The organism is Actinosynnema sp. NPDC023794, from assembly GCF_040639675.1.
Classification (GTDB): domain Bacteria; phylum Actinomycetota; class Actinomycetes; order Mycobacteriales; family Pseudonocardiaceae; genus Actinosynnema; species Actinosynnema luteola.
On the sequence record NZ_JBFAFR010000029.1, the window covers coordinates 60744 to 81043 of the forward strand.

At 70.9% G+C, this 20300-nt stretch carries 16 protein-coding genes; 10 read left to right on the forward strand and 6 right to left on the reverse strand.

Going from position 1 to position 20300, the window contains the following annotated elements:
• Positions 1-265: 265 nt before the first annotated feature.
• A complete protein-coding gene (gene bdeA, locus AB0H12_RS36255; protein ID WP_499629022.1) occupies positions 266-1135 on the reverse strand; it encodes a bis(hydroxyethyl) terephthalate hydrolase in 870 nt (289 codons plus the stop codon).
• 273 nt (positions 1136-1408) lie between these two features.
• Here bdeA and AB0H12_RS36260 point away from each other — a divergent pair, with 273 nt between their 5' ends.
• The gene (locus AB0H12_RS36260) at positions 1409-4009 is read left to right on the forward strand and encodes a glycoside hydrolase family 3 protein (RefSeq protein ID WP_499629024.1); all 2601 of its coding nucleotides are present in this window, start codon (positions 1409-1411) and stop codon (positions 4007-4009) included.
• A 224-nt stretch (positions 4010-4233) separates the two neighbouring features.
• Here AB0H12_RS36260 and AB0H12_RS36265 read toward each other — a convergent pair whose 3' ends face one another.
• Positions 4234-5121, reverse strand: coding sequence for an EamA family transporter (locus AB0H12_RS36265; RefSeq protein ID WP_499629027.1), 888 nt, complete (start codon positions 5119-5121; stop codon positions 4234-4236).
• 80 nt (positions 5122-5201) lie between these two features.
• Between AB0H12_RS36265 and AB0H12_RS36270 the strand changes: the two genes are divergently transcribed.
• The 3 genes from AB0H12_RS36270 (at position 5202) to AB0H12_RS36280 (ending at position 8419) form a co-directional block, all read left to right on the forward strand.
• The gene (locus AB0H12_RS36270; RefSeq protein ID WP_499629029.1) at positions 5202-5693 is read left to right on the forward strand and encodes a MarR family winged helix-turn-helix transcriptional regulator; all 492 of its coding nucleotides are present in this window, start codon (positions 5202-5204) and stop codon (positions 5691-5693) included.
• 134 nt (positions 5694-5827) lie between these two features.
• Positions 5828-7906, forward strand: coding sequence for a glycosyl hydrolase (locus AB0H12_RS36275; protein WP_499629031.1), 2079 nt, complete (start codon positions 5828-5830; stop codon positions 7904-7906).
• A 156-nt stretch (positions 7907-8062) separates the two neighbouring features.
• Positions 8063-8419 carry a hypothetical protein gene (locus AB0H12_RS36280; RefSeq protein WP_499629033.1) on the forward strand — a complete coding sequence of 119 codons (357 nt, stop codon included), beginning with the start codon at positions 8063-8065 and terminating at the stop codon, positions 8417-8419.
• Positions 8420-8492: 73 nt separating this feature from the next.
• Here the strand turns inward: AB0H12_RS36280 and AB0H12_RS36285 are convergent, their stop codons facing one another.
• Together AB0H12_RS36285 and AB0H12_RS36290 are read right to left on the reverse strand one after the other, a co-directional pair.
• Positions 8493-9515, reverse strand: coding sequence for an alpha/beta fold hydrolase (locus AB0H12_RS36285; protein ID WP_499629035.1), 1023 nt, complete (start codon positions 9513-9515; stop codon positions 8493-8495).
• Positions 9516-9573: 58 nt separating this feature from the next.
• Complete coding sequence (locus tag AB0H12_RS36290) at positions 9574-10890, reverse strand: cytochrome P450 (protein ID WP_499629037.1); 1317 nt, start codon at positions 10888-10890, stop codon at positions 9574-9576.
• Positions 10891-11070: 180 nt separating this feature from the next.
• Here AB0H12_RS36290 and AB0H12_RS36295 point away from each other — a divergent pair, with 180 nt between their 5' ends.
• From AB0H12_RS36295 to AB0H12_RS36305, 3 genes are all read left to right on the forward strand, one after another.
• On the forward strand, positions 11071-11889 hold the full coding sequence (locus tag AB0H12_RS36295; protein WP_499629096.1) for an SAM-dependent methyltransferase: 819 nt from the start codon (positions 11071-11073) through the stop codon (positions 11887-11889).
• A 264-nt stretch (positions 11890-12153) separates the two neighbouring features.
• Positions 12154-14148 carry a putative bifunctional diguanylate cyclase/phosphodiesterase gene (locus AB0H12_RS36300; protein ID WP_499629038.1) on the forward strand — a complete coding sequence of 665 codons (1995 nt, stop codon included), beginning with the start codon at positions 12154-12156 and terminating at the stop codon, positions 14146-14148.
• Positions 14149-14311: 163 nt separating this feature from the next.
• On the forward strand, positions 14312-14779 hold the full coding sequence (locus AB0H12_RS36305) for a DoxX family membrane protein (RefSeq protein ID WP_499629040.1): 468 nt from the start codon (positions 14312-14314) through the stop codon (positions 14777-14779).
• 39 nt (positions 14780-14818) lie between these two features.
• Here the strand turns inward: AB0H12_RS36305 and AB0H12_RS36310 are convergent, their stop codons facing one another.
• The gene (locus AB0H12_RS36310) at positions 14819-15565 is read right to left on the reverse strand and encodes a TetR/AcrR family transcriptional regulator (protein WP_499629041.1); all 747 of its coding nucleotides are present in this window, start codon (positions 15563-15565) and stop codon (positions 14819-14821) included.
• A gap of 102 nt (positions 15566-15667) precedes the next feature.
• On the opposite strand from AB0H12_RS36310, the gene AB0H12_RS36315 reads away from it, so the two are divergent.
• The 3 genes from AB0H12_RS36315 to fxsT are packed head-to-tail and all read left to right on the forward strand — an operon-like array spanning position 15668 to position 19737.
• Complete coding sequence (locus tag AB0H12_RS36315; RefSeq protein ID WP_499629043.1) at positions 15668-16591, forward strand: ATP-binding cassette domain-containing protein; 924 nt, start codon at positions 15668-15670, stop codon at positions 16589-16591.
• Positions 16588-17346 carry an ABC transporter permease gene (locus tag AB0H12_RS36320; RefSeq protein ID WP_499629045.1) on the forward strand — a complete coding sequence of 253 codons (759 nt, stop codon included), beginning with the start codon at positions 16588-16590 and terminating at the stop codon, positions 17344-17346. The genes AB0H12_RS36315 and AB0H12_RS36320 overlap by 4 nt, the downstream gene beginning before the upstream one ends.
• 18 nt (positions 17347-17364) lie before the next feature.
• Positions 17365-19737, forward strand: a complete 2373-nt coding sequence (gene fxsT / locus AB0H12_RS36325; RefSeq protein ID WP_499629047.1) for an FxSxx-COOH system tetratricopeptide repeat protein — start codon at positions 17365-17367, stop codon at positions 19735-19737.
• Between the two features lie 3 nt (positions 19738-19740).
• Here fxsT and AB0H12_RS36330 read toward each other — a convergent pair whose 3' ends face one another.
• Positions 19741-20256 (reverse strand): ArsR/SmtB family transcription factor, encoded by a 516-nt coding sequence (locus AB0H12_RS36330; protein ID WP_499629049.1) that lies wholly within the window; start codon positions 20254-20256, stop codon positions 19741-19743.
• Positions 20257-20300: the final 44 nt, after the last annotated feature.

Consider the following 20300-nt stretch of genomic DNA (forward strand, 5'->3'; position numbering starts at 1 on the left):
AACGCCGAAAGGGCCGCCGTCAGCCGGGGCGGTCTCATCGTCGAGACCCCCGAAGTGCGGGGGAGAGCGCTCCCGCCCCACACCTCTGCCAAGCTGACGACGGCCCCTCGAACCCGACAACGCCGCCGCCGTGCGTTGCGGGGACGTCTGGGAACGTTCCCAGGCCTGACGGTAGCGCACCGCCGGCACGCCGGCAAGCGCTTACCTGCGGACCGACCAACGGGCCGTTCACGCTGCTGAACAGCGAGAACGGCCCACCGGACGGTCAGGAGTGCGGACAGGTGTCGCGGTACTCGGAGATGGCCGCGCCACGGGGCGCGGGGCACAGGAACTGCTCGTACCTGGTGTCGTTGTCGACGAACCGCTTGAGCCACGCGATGCTGTACTTCGCGATCGTCGTGTTGGAGCTGTTCGGCGCGTAGTGGCTCGCGCCCTCCAGCTCCAGGTACGCCTTGTCCAAGGTGGAGGGAAGGCTGGTGTAGAACGGCTCCGAGTGCGACGAGACGGACGCCACCGAGTCGTTCTCCGCGCCGACGATCAACGTGGGCGTCTGCACCGTCGACCACGTCTTGGTGGTGTTCCACGCCGTCAGCGGGATCGACGCCTGCAGACCGGGTCGGTCCTTCGTGGCCTCCAGCGCGCCGCCGCCACCCATCGAGTGGCCCATCACGCCCAGTCGCGAGGCGTCGATCCGACCCCGCACGGAACTGCTCGTCGTGAGGTAGTCCAGCGCGGCCAGCAGCTGGTCGCCCCGCGAAGCGGGCTGGTCGTACCGGGAGTTCGTGTCGATGATGAAGATGACGAAGCCCTGCGAGGCCAGGCGCGGTCCGAGCCACGAGAGGCTGGACTGGCCGGCCGTGTAACCGGGCGAGACCGCGATCGCGCCGAACGTGCCCTCGGCGGTGCTGGTCGGGTAGTAGATGGTGCCGCCGCCGAAGCCGCGCACGCTCGCCGACGACACCGCGGTCTGGCTGGTGGCGAACGGCCCGCGGGTGGCCTCGATGCTCGAGGTGGTCGGCGCCGGGCCGCGTTCGTAGGGGTTCTCGGCGGCCTCGGCGACCGTTCCGGAGGTGGTGAGGGCAACCGCCGCGGCGAAGACCAGGGCGCGGCGGGACAGGGGAGACCTCAGGGACATGGTGTGCTCTTCCCGGCGTGGCAAGGACTTGGCGGAGAGTCCTCAGTGGACCTTGCTTGGCGCGTCAGAGTCTGACCCCTTACCTACTCCAGAGTCAAGTAACTGTCTCGACACGCAGTGTGACACGAAGGAAATTCACTTCCACGAACCGGGAACGCGACCGACGACCGTAACTCCGACCTGCGAGGAAGCGCTCCCACGCACCTCTTGACCACGACCCGCGCGATCACGAGGATCGGCCGCGACAGAGCCGTCGGACGAACGGAACCGCCGATGTCCCGCAGACACCTGAGCACCGCCCTGGCCGCGGTGCTCGCCGCCGGTCTCATCACCGGAGCCGCCGCAGCCTCCCCGGACGCGTCACGCCGGCCGGTCATCGGCGAGCCGCGCACCGAGCACGGCTGCGCCCGGATCGAGGAGCGCCTCCCGCACCTGGCGGAGTGGCCGAAGGTCGACAGCCGGGTCAAGTCGAACCCGTCCGACGAGCGGCGCGTCAAGAACATCCTCGCGGGCATGACCCTGGCCGAGAAGGTCGGCCAAATGACCCAGCCGGAGATCGGCGCCATCACCCCCGACGAGGTGCGCGAGTACGGCATCGGCTCGGTCCTCAACGGCGGTGGCTCGTGGCCGAACCGCGACAAGCACGCCGCGCCCGAAGCCTGGCTCGCCCTCGCCGACGCCTATTGGGACGCGTCCAAGGCCAGTCGCACGGGCATCCCCGCCATCTGGGGCATCGACGCCGTGCACGGCAACAACAACGTCTACGGCGCCACGGTCTTCCCGCACAACATCGGCCTGGGCGCGGCGCACGACCCGTGCCTGATCCGGGACATCGGCAAGGCGACCGCCGAGCAGATCCGCGCCACCGGCCAGGACTGGGCGTTCGCGCCGACCCTGGCCGTGCCCCTCGACGACCGCTGGGGCCGCACCTACGAGGGCTTCTCCGAGGACCCGCGGATCACCCGCGCGTACGGCTACGAAGCCACCCGGGGCCTGCAGGGCAACAGCCGCAACCGGGTCGGCGTGCTCGCCACCGCCAAGCACTTCATCGGCGACGGCGGCACGACCGGCGGCAAGGACCAGGGCGTCAACCCGGCCTCCGAAGCGGAGATGATCAACGTCCACGGCCAGGGCTACTACGGCGCGCTCGCCGCCGGCGCCCAGACCGTGATGGTGTCGTTCAACAGCTGGACCAACGACGACCTCGACGAGGGCAAGCTGCACGGCAGCAAGCTCGCGGTGAACGACATCCTCAAGGGCAAGATGGGCTTCGACGGCCTGGTCGTCTCCGACTGGAACGGCATCGGCCAGGTCACCGGCTGCACCAACTCGTCCTGCCCCCGGGCGATCAACGCGGGCATCGACGTCGTCATGGTGCCCAACGACTGGAAGGCGTTCATCGCCAACACAGTCACCCAGGTCGAGAGCGGTCAGATCCCGCTCTCCCGCATCGACGACGCCGTGACCCGGATCCTCCGCGTCAAGCTCCGCTCCGGCGTCCTCGACGGCGAGAAGCCGTCCCAACGCGACCACGCCGGCTCCGCGGACGCCCTCGAAGCCCGCAAACTGGCCCGCGAGTCGGTCCGCAAGAGCCAGGTCCTGCTCAAGAACGACAACCGCGTCCTCCCCCTCTCCCCGCGCTCCAAGGTGCTGGTCGTCGGCAAGAGCGCCGACAGCATGCAGAACCAGACCGGCGGCTGGACCCTGACCTGGCAGGGCACCGGCAACACCAACGCCGACTTCCCGAACGGCACCACCGTCCTCGGCGGCCTCGAGGAGGCCCTCGGCGAGCAGAACGTCGTGTTCAGCGAAACCGGCGACGTCGATCCCGCCGGCTTCGACGCCGTGATCGCGGTGCTCGGCGAGACCCCGTACGCGGAGGGCGTCGGCGACATCGGCAAGCGCTCCCTGGAGGCGGCCAAGCTCTACCCGAACGACCTCGCCGTCCTCGACAAGGTCAGCGGCAAGGGCACCCCGGTCGTCACCGTCTACCTCTCCGGCCGCCCGCTGCACGTCAACAAGGAACTGAACCGCTCCGACGCGTTCGTCGCGGCCTGGCTGCCCGGCACCGAAGGCGGCGGCGTCGCCGACCTGCTGGTCCGAGGCAAGCACACCTACCCGGGCTTCACCGGCAAGCTCTCGTTCTCCTGGCCGCGCAGCGCCTGCCAGACGCCCCTCAACGCCGACGGCGACCCCCTCTTCAAGCCGGGCTACGGCCTGCGCTCCTGGCAAACCGGCAACGTCGGCCGACTGGACGAGACCTCCCCCGAGTTCGGCTGCTCCGGCAACGGCGGCGGCGGCACCGCCACGGAGGACCTCGAACTCCACGTCCGCACCGACATCGCCCCCTACCGCGCCTACATCGGCTCCCCGGACAACTGGAGCGGCACCGAACTGGGCCCGGACGGCGAGGCGGCCCACAGCTCGATCACCGTCGTGCCCGCCGACGTCAACGTCCAGGGCGACGCCATGAAGACCAGTTGGACCGGCACGGGCCCCGGCCAGGTCTACCTCCAGGACCCGGCGGGCGGCGCCGACCTGCGCGGCTACCTCAACGCCAACGCCGCACTGGTCTTCGACGTCATCGTCCACCAGCCCCCAGCCGCCCGAACCGTCCTCAGCACCCACTGCCAGTACCCGTGCTTCGCCGAGGTCGACGCGACCAACCTCTTCACCAACCTCCCGACCGGCACGAAGTCCACGGTGAAGATCCCGATCTCCTGCTTCGCCCAAGGCGGCCTCGACCTGGAGAACGTCAACACACCGTTCCTCGTCTACACCGAGGGCGCCTTCCAAGCCTCCTTCGCCAACGTCCGCTGGACCCCGAAAGCCGCCGCCGACCCGGACGCGAAAACCTGCGCCGAACTGACCTGATTCCCCAACGTGGGGGGCGAGCCACGCTCGCCCCCCACCACTCCCCATCCCGCCCACTGCCACTTCGCCCACCCGACCAACAACGGACCCGGCACACCGCCAACTGCTCGGCACCCGCCCTCGCGACCGGTCCCAGCTCCGCCGGGAAGTCCGGCGCCTCCAACACCGTGCCCAGCCGGCGTCACGAGGCTTCTCGCGCCTCCTCGACCACCTGCCTTCCGACGCTACCGAGCGCTCCGAACACGGTCATCCGCACGGCCTTCCCCCTTCTCCACCGACTTCCCCTTCTCCTCCGCTGACCTCCGTTGCGCCACCACCAACGCCCCGAGCACCACCACCGCACCGACCACCTGCGACCCGGTCAGTTCCTGGCTCAGCACGAGCCACCCCACGGCCGTCGCGACAACCGGGCTGAGCAGCCCGAGGAACGTCACCTGCGTCGCCGCCAGCACCCGAATCCCGCGGAACCACAGGGCGTACGACAGCGCCCCGCCGATCACGCCGAGGTACGCGAAGCCGCCGACGTTCGCCGCCGTCAACGCGGGTGGCAGCCCTTCGACCACCAGCGTCGCCGGCAGCAGCACGACGCCGCCGGCCACCAGCTGCCACCCGGTCACCGCCAACAACGGCGCGGGCGTCGTCCACCGCTTGCTCAGCACCACCCCGGCCGCCATCACGACCGCACCACCCAGCGCAGCAGCCACGCCGACCCAGTCCAGCCGCGCGTCGGCCCGCAACACCAGCAGCGCCACACCAACGACGCCCGCCACCCCGGCCAACGCCACCCGGGCCGTCATCCGCTGGCCGAGCAGCACCACCGCCAACCCCGCCACCACCAGCGGCTGCACGGCCCCGACCGTGGCCGCCACCCCGCCCGGCAACCGGTACGCCGCCAGGAACAGCAACGGCAGGAACACGCCGATGTTCAGCGTGCCCAGCACCAGCGAACGCCACCACCAATCACCCCTCGGCAGCCGTCGCGTGACCGCCACCAGCAGCAACCCGGCCGGCAACGCCCGCAACAACCCGGCCAGCAGCGGCCGGTCCGGTGGCAGGTACTCGGTGGTGACGAAGTAGGTCGTGCCCCACACGGCGGGGGCGAGCGCGGTCACCCATTTGCTTAGCACTAAGACAAACTAACTCACCGCTAAGGTATCTCCATCGTGACTTGCCTCACCGCTAAGCTAGTTCGATGGCAGACCACGTCGACCTCGTCCTCGGCCAGTGGCACGCGCAGCGCCCCGACCTCGACGTCTCGCCGATGGCGGTGATCGGCAGGCTCAGCCGCCTGGCCCGCCTGGTGGACGTCGAGCTGGGCAAGACCTTCGCCGCGCACGACCTGGACCGGGCGTCGTTCGACGTCCTCGCGACCCTGCGCCGCAGCGCGCCACCGCACCGGCTGACCCCGACCGAGCTGATGCGCGCCTCGATGGTCACGTCAGGCGCCGTCACGCAACGCCTCGACCGCCTCGAAGCGCGTGGGCTGGTGGTCCGGACTCCCCACGAGCGCGACGGTCGTGGTGTCGTCGTCGCCCTCACCGACGCCGGGCGCGACCTGATCGACCGGACGCTGCCCGACCACCTCGCCACCGAGAACCGGCTGCTCGGCGGGCTGTCGCACCCGGAGCGAACCGCTCTCGCCGACAGCCTGAAGCACCTGCTGGAATCCCTCGGCGACAAGTAACCACACCAAGTTTCTTCACTTACCAAACTTATGGCGCTATCGTGCCTTCTCGTCGAGCAGTACTTAACCGCTTAATCCACCCCGCACCTCACACCCCCGCCTCACACCGCTCAACGCCGAGAGGGTCCCCAGCCATGAGGAAACGCTCAGCCGCCAGACAGGTGACCACCACCGCCTCCTTCACCGCCGCCACCGTCACCGCCATCACCGCCGCCCTGCTGACCTCCGGTGCGATCACCTCCACCGCCGCACCGGCCGACACCGCCCCACCACATCCCAAGCCGCAGGCGGTCCGGATCTCCGACCCGCACGCCACCCCCGAAACCCGGTCCCTCTTCTCGTACCTGCGCGACCGGCAGGGCAAGGGCGTGCTGTTCGGCCACCAGCAGACGACCGAGTTCGGCGTCACCTGGGACGAGTTCACCGAGACCGACGGGCTGAAGTCCGACGTCAAGGCCGGCGTCGGCGACCACCCGGCGCTGTTCGGCTGGGACACCGGCCACCTCGGCCACGGCTCCTCGCCCGGCGACCCGGCCCCGGAGGAGAACTTCCGGGCCACCGTCGAGCTGATCGAGACCGCGCACAACGAGATCGGCGGCGTGCACACCCTCGCGTCCCACATGGACAACTTCGTCACCGGCGGCAGCTTCTACGACACCAACGGCGACGTCGTCACCCGCATCCTGCCCGGCGGCGACCACCACGCGCAGTTCAACGCCTACCTCGACCGCGTCGCCCGCCTCGCGCACGAGGTCGACGACCGCGACGGCAACCCGATCCCGATGATCTACCGGCCGTTCCACGAGAACAGCGGCTCGTGGTTCTGGTGGGGCGCCGCGCACGCGTCACCGGCGAAGTACATCGAGCTGTTCCGGTACACCGTCGAGTACCTGCGCGACGTCAAGGACGTGCACAACTTCCTGTACGCCTACTCGCCCGGCGGTGGCTTCGGCGGCGTGGACGACGTCTACATGCGCACGTACCCGGGCGACAACTACATCGACGTGTTCGGCATCGACAGCTACGACGGCAGCAACGGGTCGCCGCAGTTCCTGGACGGCATCGTCGCCGACCTCGGCATGATCGCGCGCATCGCCCAGGCGAAGGACAAGGTCTCGGCGTTCACCGAGTACGGCATCAGCGGCGCCCTGAAGCCCAACGGGCAGAACGGGAACCTCAACTGGTTCACCACGATGTTCAACGCCATCAAGGCCGACCCGTGGGCGAGCCGGAGCGCGTTCATGCTGACCTGGGTGAACTTCGGCACCGAGCAGTTCTTCCTGCCGTACCCGGCGACCGCCACCGAGCCCGAGCACGAACTGCTGCCGGACCTGAAGCGGCTGCACGCCGACCCGTTCGCGGTGTTCAGCTCCGCGCTCGATCTCTCCGACGTCTACGGGCGCAAGGTGAAGGCCGAGGCGCACAAGCCGTTCCTGCACGTCGTGTCGCCGCCCGACGGTGAGCGGATCACCACGCCCACGACCACCGTTCGCGTGCGGCTGCTCGACGCCAAGGCCGCGCTCGTCCACTACACCGTCGGGGACGACCCGACCAAGCACCCGCTCAGGCTGGACCGGCGCACCGGGTACCACACCGGCACGTGGAACATCGGCGAGGAGAACCTGACCAACAAGGTCACGCGGCTCGAGGTGACCGCGGTGACGCCGCGTGGCACGTTGTCCGCGACGAACCGCTTGATCCTCGGCGCGAAGCCGCCGCTCGCGCCCGGCGTCGTGGACGACTTCGAGGGCCACGTCGACGACGTGGCGTTGGGCGCGGAGTACAGCCCGTACGGGACGAACCGGATCTCGCTGGCGGCGGAGAACGGCGGCAAGGCGCTGAAGTTCGACTACGACTTCGGCTTCCAGACCTACACCGGCGTCGGCAAGCGGATCTCGGGTGACTGGTCGACGTACACCGGGTTGTCGTTCTGGCTGCGTCCCGACGGGTCGAACCACAAGCTCGTGCTGCAGCTCAACGCCGGCGGGGTGGCCTACGAGGCGTACCCGTCCATGTCCGGCACGTCGGCGGGCATCGTGACGATCCCGTTCGCGGACTGGCGCCCGGCGCCGTGGGACACGGGCAACGCGCACCGGCGGATCACGCCGGAGGACCTGAAGAACCTGTCCCAGTTCAACATCTTCATCAACCAGGCCGAGGGCAACCCGGTCGTGACCGGCACCTTCCACCTGGACGACATCCGCGCGGGCTGAGCCGACCCACCGCACCCACCGAACTCACCTCACCCACCGACCCCGCCCGCGTGCGCCGCCACATGCCCGGCGCGCACGCGGGCGGTTCCATTCAGCCGATTGCCATCGCCGTCCACCTTGGGTTGGCTTTGGATACACGCGATCCAAGGGGGACCGATGACACGACTCTCCACACTCTTAGGCGCGCTCCTGCTCGCCTCCGCCGCAGCCACCGCCTCCACCACCGCAGCCGCAGCCTCCGAGGTGAGCCCGCACTGCCAGGAATCCGGCTACTGCCTCTTCTCCGGCACCTCGTTCACCGGCACCCGGGCCGTCCTGCCCCTGTCGTACGGCTGCCACCCCGTCACCGACCTGGGCTTCACCACGGCCCGCTCAGCCGCCCGCGGCTTCGGCGACGGCACCGCTCTGCAACTGTTCGCCGACTCCACCTGCACCACCCGAGTGGCCACCGTCTACCACGAGGTCCCCACCACCGCCGCCGCCTCTTACCGCCTGATGCCGATCCCGAGCTGACCCGCGTTCTGAGCGTTCAACACGGGTGATCTGAACGTAGGACACACGCGACGCGAACCTAGGACTCTCGCGGTCAGAGGGTGGTGGTCCAGGCCTGGACGGCTTGGTGGTAGGTGGGGGCGTTGGGGGCGTAGTTGATCGAGTGGCCGTAGTCGGGCAGCACGTGGGCGTGCAGGCGGGCGGCGGGGGAGAAGAACGGGGACTCCGAGGCGCGCAGGGTGTCCGCGGACCGGCAGTCGCTGCCCAGCGGCCGGCCGCAGAAGTGGGTGTCGCCCGCGCCGACCACGACCATCACCGGCACGTCGATCAGCCGCGTGAACGGGATGACCACGTTGTGCAGCGTGATCGTGTCCACCGCCTCCGACGCCGCGAACACGTCCTTGGTCGCCTCGTCGAACCCGATCGCGTCGTCCACCCGCGCACCGGGCGAGTGGAACGACCCGTAACGCGTGCCGGGCGCGGTCGTCAGGTAACCCACGTCCAGGCCGGACCGCCGCAGCTGCGGGTCCAGCACGGCCGGGATCATGCCCGCCAACGCCGGGACCACGGTGACGAGGTTCATCCGGTGCGTGAAACCGGTGACCAGCACGCCGTCCACGTCGCGATACGTCCCCGCCTCGATCAACGCCATCGCCGCACCGATCGAGTGCCCGCCGACGACCACCTTCTCGAACCGCGGTCGAACGGCCCGCACCACCTGGTGCACGGCGTGCGCCTGCGTCGACGCCGTCACCAACGCGCTCAACGGCCGCGAGCTGCGCCCGGTGCCGAGCCGGTCCACGGCCAGCGTCGCGACACCGGCCCGGTTCATCGCCTGCCGGTACGACCGGGTGTCCGGCGAGTACGGGATGTCCCAGTACGAGCTGTTGTACGTGCCGCCGGGGATCAACACCTGGACGGTGGACGCGCCCGCCGGCGTGCACAGCCTGCCGTGCACGGAATGCGGCGTGCCGAGCACCGTCACCGGCACGCGCAAGTCCTCGCACGCGACCGCCCCCGCACCCGACCCCGACACGGCACTTGCAGGTGCGGGCAGCAGACCGGCCGACGCGGCGAGCACAGCGACCGCCGACAACCGCAAACGCGACCAACGCACGACTCAACAACCTCCTGGGTTCGAAACCGCCGTCACGAGAGGCGCCGCGACCTCGCGGTCAACGGGGTACCGCCGTCATCAGCAAGCCGCTGGGATAGGCGGTGGACGTGAACTTGGTGCGCACGGTCCTGCCGGGCACCGGCACGAGCCGCCACCTCGACAGCACGGTGGCGAGGGTGATCACGATCTCCGTCTGCGCGAACACGTTGCCCAGGCACTGCCGCGCGCCCGCCGCGAACGGGATGTAGGCGCCGCGCGGCACCGCGACGGACGGGGACGACCACCGGTCGGGGTCGAACCGGTGCGGGTCGGGGAAGGACGCCGGGTCGTGGTGCAGGGCGTGCGGGCTCACGATGACCTCGGCGCCCGCGGGTAACTCGACCCCGCCGAGGTCGACCGGCTCGACGGCCCGCCGCATCAGGATCCACAGCGGGTACCTCCGGAGCACCTCGTTCACCACCGCCGCCGCGTACTTCAGCCGCGGCACGTCGGCGAACGTCACCGGGCGCCCGCCGAGCACCTCGTCGAACTCGGCGACCAGCCGTCGCTCCACCTCGGGGTGCCGCGCGACCTCGTGGAATGCCCACGCCAGCGCCAGCGCCGTGGTCTCGATGCCCGCGGTGAGCAGGGTCAGCACCTCGTCGTAGGTCTGCTGGTCGGTCATGCCGTCGCCGGACTCGTCCTGCGCCAGCAACAGCATCGACAGCAGGTCGCCGTGGTCGGCCAGGCCGTCGGCCCGCCTGCTCGCGATGACCTCCAGCACGATGGCGCGCATCCGCGCGATGGCCCGGTCGAACTCGCGGTTGCCCGGCAGCGGCAGCTTCTCCACGAACGACGGCGACAGCGCGCGCACCATGCCCTGCTTGATCACCACGAACACGGACCGCCGCACCTCGGCGATCGCCCGCTGCCCGAGCTCGGTGGAGAACAGCGCCCCGCCGACGACCGTGACCGCCAGGGCCTGCATGTCGTCCTCGACCACCCGCACCTCGCCGGGCGTCCACGACGCGGTCAACGCGGTCGCGGCGCGTGTCATCGTCTCCGCGTAGTGGTCGATCCGGTCGCGGTGGAACGCGGGCTGGACCATCCGCCTCTGCCGCAGGTGGAACGCGCCGTCGGAAAGCACCAGACCATTGCCCACGTAAGGGCGGAACTTGTCGAACATCGCGCCTTTGCGGAACCGCGGACCGTCCGTGACCAGCACTTGGTGCACAAGTTGAGGAGTGGTCACGAAATACGTCGTCATCGGACCGAGGTCGACCTTCACCACATCGCCGTGATCGCGCAGTGATGAGGTGAACTCATGTCGCCGGCGCAGCATCGCCACGGAGTGGCCGAGGAATGGCAGGCGACCGGGAGCCGTCGGGACAGCCACGTCAGCTCCTCTCCGGCCGCCGAAAGCGACGGCCCACGGTAGGACCCGTTCGGTGGAAGGTGATAGCGCCCGTTCGGGTGGGTTGGTGTCGCACTGAAGGGGGGACGAGTGTTGGTTCCGCCCACCCAGTACTCTCGCCGATCCCCGAGATCATCCCCGAGGTGTGAAGAGGTGTGCGCAATTATGGCGCAGCGCGACTGGATTCCATCCGGCGTGGACATCTCCGTGCCCAGCGTGGCCCGGACCTACGACTACATGCTCGGCGGCGGGCACAACTTCGCCGTCGACCGGGCGCTCGGCGAGCAGATCGAGTCCGTGATGCCCGGCCTGCGCAACGCCGCGCGCGTCAACAGGGCGTTCCTCGGCCGCGTCGTGCGGTTCATGGTGGACCAGGGCGTGCGGCAGTTCCTCGACATCGGCTCCGGCATCCCGACCGTCGGCAACGTGCACGAGGTCGCCCAGGCGGCGGCGCCCGGCTGTCGCGTCGTCTACGTCGACCGGGACCCGGTCGCCGTCGCGCACAGCGAGCTGATGCTGGTCGACAACGACGACGCGGCCGTCGTGCAGGCCGACATGCGCGAGCCCGACGCCGTCCTGGGCAGCGACGCGGCCCGCCGGCTGCTCGACTTCGATCAGCCGATCGGCGTGCTGATGCTGCTGATGCTGCACTGGGTGCCAGACTCGGCCGACCCCCGCGCCCTGGTCGCCCGGTACCGCGACGCGCTCGCGCCCGGCAGCTACCTGGCGGTCACCCACGCCACCGGCGACAACCAGAGCGAGAACCTGACCGGGGCGACCGACGCGATCAAGCGGAGCAACAGCCCCGACCAGGTGAACTTGCGTTCCCACGCCGACATCGAGGAGATGTTCGACGGATTCGAACTGGTCGAACCGGGGTTGGTCGGTTGCGGTGAATGGCGGCCCGGCGGTCCTGGTGACATCGCCACGGAGCCCGACATGAACATGCTGGTCTACGCGGGGGTCGGCCGAAAGGTATGAGCCGAAAGAGGTGAATTGCCCGGAGGAAGTCACCGTGGGTGTTCGCGGTTCACACTTCCGGTTGAGTGTTGGCCGGCGGGGGGTGGGTAAACTGCCGCGAATCCTCGATATCACAACAGGGCAACGGGAATGTCGATCCCCAGTCAGAGACAAGGAGCCACGTCACCACCCGAACGTGGCCGGGAACTCCTCGCACGGAAGTGGTCGTACCTGCTCAGCGGAGCCGTGGTGGTCGCGCTGGGCAGGAACGAACTCGACCGCGAAATGCGGAACCGCCTCGACGACCTGTGCGCGGCGGTGCACGCCGAGGCCTCTCCCGGGTCGCCGTCGACGCGGTCGGCCGAGCGGATCGGCGAACAGCTCGTCGCGCTCGGGTACGTCACCGAGGACGGCTTGCGCGTGACCCTCGACGTGCTCGGGAAAGGGCTGCTGGGGCTGTCGGAGTTCCAACCCGTGGAACGTCATGCCCAGCCGGTCGTGGCCGTGCTCGGCGCGTTGTCGGCCGGGTTCCTCGCGGCGAGCAGGCGCGCGGTGTTCGAGCAGCAGGAGTCCATGCAGTTGTCGCTGCTCAAGGCGGTCCGCGACGCGCAGTGGCACCTCAAGGAGAGCGAGGCGCGGTTCGAGGAGGTCGTCACGTCGTCGGCCAGCGGCGTCCTGGTGGTCGACCCGGCCGGGCGGATCGTGCGGGCCAACGCGGCCATCGGCGACATCCTCGGCTACACCACCGAGGAGCTGACCGGCTTCGCCCTGCTCGACCTCGTGCACCCGGCGTCGGTCCGGGTCCTCGGCGAGGCGATGCTGGCGCTGCTCGACGACAAGCAGGAACGGGTCCGGCAGCCGCAGCGGTTGCTGCGCAAGGACGGCGACGTCGCGCGGATCTCGCTGACGATGTCGCTGCTGCGCGGCGCGGACGACCAGCCGGTGCACTTCGTCGCCGTGATCGAGGACGGCACCGAGCTGATGCTGCTGCAGTCGGAGCTGAACCGGCAGGCGCTGCACGACGTGTCGACCGGGCTGCCGAACCGGCAGTACTTCACCACCCACCTGGAGAGCGCGCTGCGCCGGGCCGACCCGGTGCGCGGGATCAGCCTCTTCCACCTGGACGTCGACGCGTTCGGCATGGTGTGCAACAGCCTCGGGCGACCGACCGGCGAACGGCTGCTGGTGCACGTGTCGCAGCGGCTGAGAACCGTGCTGGCGCGGGAGAAGGCGATGATCGCCCGGCTCGCCGACGACGAGTTCGCCATCCTCGTCGAGAACGTCGCCACCACGCCGGACGTCGCGAGCACGGTGGCCGAGCTCAACCGCGAGCTGGCCGAGCCGGTGTACTTCGACGACCGCGGGCTGGCCGTGTCGGTCAGCGTCGGCGTGGTGCGCAGACCGCCGCCGGACTGGGAGCCCGCGGACGTGATGCGGGCCGCCGAGCAGGCGTTGCGGCGGGCGAAGGCAGGCGGTCGCGGCCAGTGGGCGCTGTTCGACGACGGGCAGGACGCGGTCGAGCGGCGGGCCGACGCGCTCGCCGTCGCCATGCCCGGCGCGTGGGAGCACGGTGAGGTCGGCGTGCGCTACCGGCCGGTGGTGGGCCTGGCCGATCGCGCGCTGGTCGGCGTGGCGGCGACGCTGCACTGGGACCGCGGCGACGAGTCGCTCGACCACGCGGAGTGCGCCGCGCTGGCCGAGCGGACGGGCTTGGCCCTGCCGTTGGGCGAGTGGCAGCTGGCCACCGCGTGCGGGCAGGTGCGGTGGTGGGGCCAGAGCGCCGGGTTCACCGCGTCGCTGCACGTCGGGCTGACGAGGAACCAGTCGCGCGACGGCGACCTGGTCCGCCGCGTGCGCCGGGTCTTGGACGACACGGGGTTGCCCGCGTCACGGCTCGTCATCGGGATGCCGGTGGCGGTGCTGGCGGAGTCCGAGGCGGTGGACAACCTGACCGTGCTGGCCGAACTCGGCGTCGGCACGTCGTTGGACGACTTCGGCCTCGGACCGGACGACCTGGCGGTGGCCGCGGAGCTGCCGATCGGGTGGGTGCGGGTGGGGCGGCGGCTGGTCGAGCGGCAGTCCCGCGGCGAGGCGGACTACCTGGCCGGGCTGGTGCCGCTGGCACGACGGGCGGGCGCCCGGGTGCTCGTCGACGGGCTGGAGACGCCCGAGCAGGCCGACTGGTGGCGCGCGGCGGACGTGGTCGCGGGCGCGGGCCCGTTCTTCGGCGACCCGCTGCCGGCGGGCGCGTTCCCTGACCCGGTCGAGTGGTACGACTAGCCGCCGATCCGGGACGGCGTGGAATCAGGCCTTCACAGCGCGTTTCCTTACCGTTACAGTTCTGGGAGCGCTCCCAGAACTGTTCCGGTCAGTGTGGACCACGGAACGGGCCTTCCTTCGCGGGCGGGTCGACGTGGTCCCGCACGCGAAGGAAGTGATGTGGATGACGGAGTTCCCGTCCCGTCTGGATGCGCCCGCGCACGCCCTGCGGACGTTGAGCATCCCGTTGCTGCGGGGCTCGCTCGGAGTGGTGTTCGTGTGGTTCGGCGCCCTCAAGGTGACCGGCACGACCCCGGTGGCCGACCTGGTCGCGCGGACCGTTCCGTGGCTCGACCCGGGCGTCTTCGTGTTCGCGCTCGGTCTGGTGGAGGTCGTGCTCGGCATCGCCCTGGTGGTGGGTTTCCGGTTGCGCTGGGTGGCGCTGCTGGTCGTGCTCCACCTGGCGGGCACGTTCGCCACGCTCGTCGTGCAGCCGTCCGTCGCGTTCCAGACGGGCAACCCGCTGCTGTTGACCATGACCGGCGAGTTCGTGGTCAAGAACCTGGTCCTGATCACGGCGGGCCTCGCGGTCATGTCGGCGGACGCACCCGTGCGGCAGCGGGTGGCGCGCGTCGACGCCGCCCGGCGGTGATCGCGGTGCTGCGGGGTCCCGACCGGCCCCGCGGCACCATCACCCCCGGCCGGCCAGGTGCGCGGCCACGCCGTCGAGGTACAGGTCGAGGCTGAACCGGAAGTCGGCGTCCACGTCCTGCTCGTCGAGGAGGTTGGGGTGGTCGAACACGCCGGCGTCGACCACCCGGCCGAGGGCGGGCAGCCGCCGCGGGTCGACCACCTGTCGCAACGCCCGCGCGTACGACGGTCCGAACGCCTCGGGGTTCTCCCGGAAGCTCTCCGCCAGTTCCGTGGTCAACCGCATCTCGCCGTGCACGAACGTCAGCAGGCCCATCACCACGCCGACCTTCTCGCCCTCGTCCAGCGGCGTGTCGGCGAGCGTGCCGAGCGCGCTGTCGAACCACGCCAGGTTCTTCGGCCCGAGGGGCGGTCCGGCGAGCGGGATCCGGGCGTACCAGGGGTGCCGGCGGAACGTGGCCAGCACGGTGGTCGCCCAGAGCGTCAGCCCGGCGCGCCAGTCCGCGTCCGCCGGCATCGGCGGCGGTTCCTCGAGCGCGGCGTCGGACATCAGCTTGAGCAGCTCGTCCTTGCTCTTCACGTGCCGGTAGAGCGCCATCGTGGAGTTGCCGAGCTGCTGCGCCACCCGGGCCATCGACACCGCGCCGAGCCCTTCGGCGTCGGCGACCTCGATGGCGGCCCGGGTGATCTCGGTGACCGACAACGACGGCTTGCGGCCGCGCCTCGGCGCCTCGCGCAGACCCCACAGCAGGGCAACGTCCGCTGGTAGCTCGTGCTCCTCGGCCATCCATCACCCTCTCGTCACCGCTGTCGGCCAGTCTAGGGCTACCGAAATCAACTGCGTATGAGCTACGCTCTTTAGCGTATCTAATACACAAAGGGGGCGGCGATGATCGTCGAGGCGACCGGCCTGCGCAAGGCGTACGGGTCGACCGCGGTGCTGGACGGGATAGACCTGGAGGTCGCCGAGGGGTCGGTCTTCGCGTTGCTCGGTCCCAACGGCGCGGGCAAGACGACCACCATCCGGATCCTGTCCACGCTGTCGCGCCCGGACGGTGGCCGGCTGCGGGTGGCCGGGTTCGACGTGGTGCGCGAACCGGCCGAGGTGCGCGGCGTGATCAGCCTGACCGGCCAGTACGCGGCGGTGGACGCCGAGCAGACCGGCCGCGAGAACCTGGTCCTGGTCGGCAGGCTCATGCACCTCGGCCGACGGGCGGCGAAGGCGCGCGCGGCCGAGCTGCTGGAGCGGTTCGACCTCGTCGGCGCCGCCGACCGCCGGGTCAAGACGTACTCCGGCGGGATGCGGCGGCGCCTCGACCTGGCCATGAGCCTGGTCGCCGAGCCGAAGGTGATCTTCCTGGACGAGCCGACCACGGGCCTCGACCCGGCCAGCCGCACGACCATGTGGGACGCCATCCGCGACCTGGTCCGCACCGGCGCCACGATCTTCCTCACCACCCAGTACCTGGAGGAGGCCGACCGCCTCGCGGACCGGATCATGGTGCTGGACAAGGGGAAGGTCGCCGCGCACGGCACCGCGGACGACCTCAAGGCCAGGGTCGGCGGCCACCGGCTGGAGCTCCGCTTCGCCTCGGGCGCGGCGCTCGACGTCGCCGCCGCGCTGCTCGGCGGCCTCGCCGACCGCGAGCGGCTCGTGCTCGGCGTCCCGTCCGACGGCACGGCCGCGCACCTGCACGCGGTGCTGGACGACCTGCGTGCCGCGGCCGTGGTCCCGGCGCAGGTCTCCTCGCACCGCCCGACCCTCGACGACGTCTTCCTCGCCCTGACCGCACGTGAAGGAGTGCCGGCATGAGCCACGCGATCGCCGACTCGATGACGATGATCGGCCGCAGCATCCGGCTCGGCAGGCGCAACGTCGACACGCTGATCATGTCCGCCGTCCTGCCGCTGCTGATGATGACCCTGTTCGTGTACGTCTTCGGCGGCGCGATCAACACCGGCACCGGGTACATCAACTACGTGGTGCCCGGGATCATCCTGCTGTGCACCGGCTACGGCGCGGCGGCCACCGCGATGTCCGTGGCCGACGACATGAACAGCGGCATGATCGACCGCCTGCGCTCCATGCCGGTCCGCAGCTCCGCCGTGCTGACCGGGCACGTCACGGCCAGCGTCGCCCGCAACGCCCTGTCCACCACGATCGTGGTCGCGGCGGCGATCGCGATGGGCTTCCGCCCGTCCGCGTCACCGCTGGAGTGGGTGGCCGCGGTCGGGGTGCTCCTGCTCTACGTGCTGGCGCTGTCGTGGCTGGCGGCGGGCCTGGGCTCGGTGGCGAAGTCGGTCGAGTCGGCCGGCGCGTTGAGCTTCTTCATGCTGTTCCTGCCGTACCTGAGCAGCGCGTTCGTGCCGACCCACACCATGCCCGCGTTCTTGCGCGGCCTCAGCGAGCACCAGCCGATCACCCCGATCATCGAGACCGTGCGCGGCCTGCTCACCGGCACCCCGATCGGCGACCAGGGCTGGGTCGCCACGGCGTGGTCGGTCGGCCTGCTGGTGGTGTCGTTCGTCGTGGCCAACGCCCTCTTCCGGCGGCGCGTCGACGACTGAGGCCGTTAGCATCGCCCCATGCCGGACGACGCCGGGGCGCCGCGCAGGGTGTTCATCAGCCACACCTCCGAGCTGCGCCGCTACCCGGCGGGCACGTCGTTCGTGGACGCGATCGAATCCGCGATCACCCGGGCCGGCGACGTCGTGGCGGACATGCGCTACTTCGCCGCCCGGGACGAGCAGCCGGAGCAGGTGTGCCGCGCCGCGGTGGCCGCCGCGGACGTCTACGTGCTGCTGGCGGGTTTCCGCTACGGCTCGCCGGTGCGCGGCCGGCCGGAGCTGTCGTACACCGAACTGGAGTACGAGGCCGCGGGTGACGCGGGACTGCCCCGCCTCGTCTTCCTGCTGGACGAGGACGCGGAAGGCCCGGCCGGCCTGTTCCGCGACCCGCGGCACGGCGCGCGCCAGGAGGGTTTCCGCGAACGCCTGCGCGACAGCGGCGTCACCGCGGCCACGGTCTCGTCGCCGGCCGAGGCGGAAACCGCCGTCTACCAAGCGCTGACCGAACTGCGCCGCCCGCGGGGCCGATCCGCCCGCGTCTGGAGCATCCCCGCGCGCCTGGCCCGCTTCACCGGCCGGGAGCGACTGCTGGACGACCTCCGCGCCGCGCTGTCGTCGAGGTCGCCCGCTGTGGTCCAGGCCGTGCACGGCATGGGTGGCGTCGGGAAGACCACCGCGGCTCTCGAATACGCCCACCGGCACGCCGACGAGTACGACATCGCCTGGTGGGTGCCGTCCGGCGCGCCGGAGTTGATCCCGGACCGATTGGCCGAACTGGCCAGGGCCCTGCGCCTGGCCGACGGCGCCGACACCGCGGCCGTCGCGGTGGCGCGCCTGCTGGGCGATCTCCGCACCCGCGACCGGTGGTTGATCGTCTTCGACAACGCCGAAGACCCCGCCGCGCTCACCGAGCACCTGCCCACCGGTCCCGGCCACGTCGTCATCACCTCCCGCAACCCCGACTGGACCGACATCGCGCACCCGCTCGGCGTCGCCGAGTTCACCAGGGCCGAGTCGGTCCGCCTGCTCCGCGACCGCGCGCCCAGGCTGACCGGGCCGGACGCGGACCGGATCGCGGAGGCGTTGGGCGACCTGCCGCTGGCCGTCGACCAGGCCGCCGCGCTGCTGGCCGACACCACCCTCACCGCCGAGACCTACCTGGACCTGCTCGCCGAGCGCGCCCACGACCTCCTCGCGCGGGGCCACGCCTCGACGGCCGCCTCGTGGACGGTGGCGCTCGACCGCCTCGCCGCCGACGACCCGGCCGCCCTCCAGCTGCTCGCGCTGATCGCCTGGCTGGCGCCTGAACCGGTGCCGTCGACGCTGATCGCCGACCACCACGGATTCCTGCCCGACCCGCTGTCGTCCGTCGCCGCCGACCCGCTGGCGTTCGCCGCCACGCTGGCCACGATCCGCCGCCGGGCCATGGCCCGGGTGAGCCCCGACAGCGTGCACCTGCACCGGGTGCCGGCCGCGTTGCTGCGCACCCGGGCGGAGCCGGGCCTGGCCGCCGCCGCGTTCCGGGTCGTGTACGAGGCCGTGCCGGCGAAGTCGACGGACGACCCGTCGGTGTGGCCCGCCTGGCGGCAACTCCTGTCGCACGTGCTGGTGGTGGTGGACCCCGCCCGTGACTTCGACGTGGTGACCGGCCGGATGCTGTGGCTGGTGCGGCAGGCGGCGGTGTACCTGCGCGGCCAGGGTGAGGCCCGCCAGGCGCTACCCCTCTTCGAACGCGCCCACCGGATCGCGCGCGCGGCGTACGGCGACGACGACCAGGTGACCCTGGCGGCGGTCGGCAACCTCGCCGCCTGTGCCCTCGACCTGGGTGAGCGCCGACGTGCCCGGGAGCTCCAGGAGGCCGCGCTGGCGCGCAGCAGGGTCGTGCTCGGCGAGGACCACCCGCAGACCCTCACGTTCCTGCACGACCTCGCCGCCACGTCGTGGTCGATGGGCGAGGTCGAGCGCGCGCGTGAGCTGGGGGAGGAGGTGCTGGGGCGGCGGAAGCGGGTGCAGGGCGAGGACGACTTCGGCACGCTGGCCGCGGCGGCCAACCTCGCGGGCTTCCTCACCGCCACGGGGGAGGTGGAGGCAGGGCTGGCGCTGCACGAGGAAACCCTTGCGCGCCTGCGCGTTCTCCTGGGCGACGACCACCCCAGCACGCTCGAATCCGCGGCCAACCTGGCGAACGAGTTGTACACGGTGGGCGAGCTGGAGCGCGCCCGCGAGTTGTACGAGGACTCGGTCGCGCGCATGCGACGAGTGCTGGGCGAGAGCCACCCCCGGACGCTGGACACGGTCGTGAACCTCGCGAGCCTCCTGATCGACCTGGGTGAGATCGAACGGGCGCGGGCCTGGTGGAACGAGTTCGGCCTGTCGAAGCGCTATCCCTGAGCGCTACTCCTCCAGCCGGTGCACGACGACGATCCCGCCGTGCAGCGGCAGGTGGCGGCGTTCGTCGTCGGTGGCCACGTACTCGTCCAGCACGGCGCCGATGCGGCGCTCCAGCTCCACCACGTCCTCCGGCGACAGGTGCAGCGCGAACCGCGCGTAGGTCCGCACCGACTCCGGCCCGGCCTCCCGCAACTCCTCCTGGAACGCCTCCACCGGCGCCATTGTCGCGCCGCCGTCCACCAGCGGGCCGTCCAGCCACCACGACACGCCGGTCGAGCGGTAGGGCTTCTCCAGCGCGCCGCTCGCGCCCGTGCGCACCTCGCCGGGCTCCAGGAACCCCGCCGCCGCGAGCTGCCGCACGTGGTACAGCACGGTTCCGGGGTCGCGGCCCAACCGCTCGGCCAACTGCTTGTTGGTCAACTCCTGGTGCGCGCACAGCCGCAGGATCCGCAACCGCAACGGGTGGGCCAGCGCTTTCGTCTCCTCGACGGTCGCCGGACGCCGTCGCCGATCAGCCATGCCGCCCAACCTAACGGACCGATGGGGAAACGAACCGATGGGGA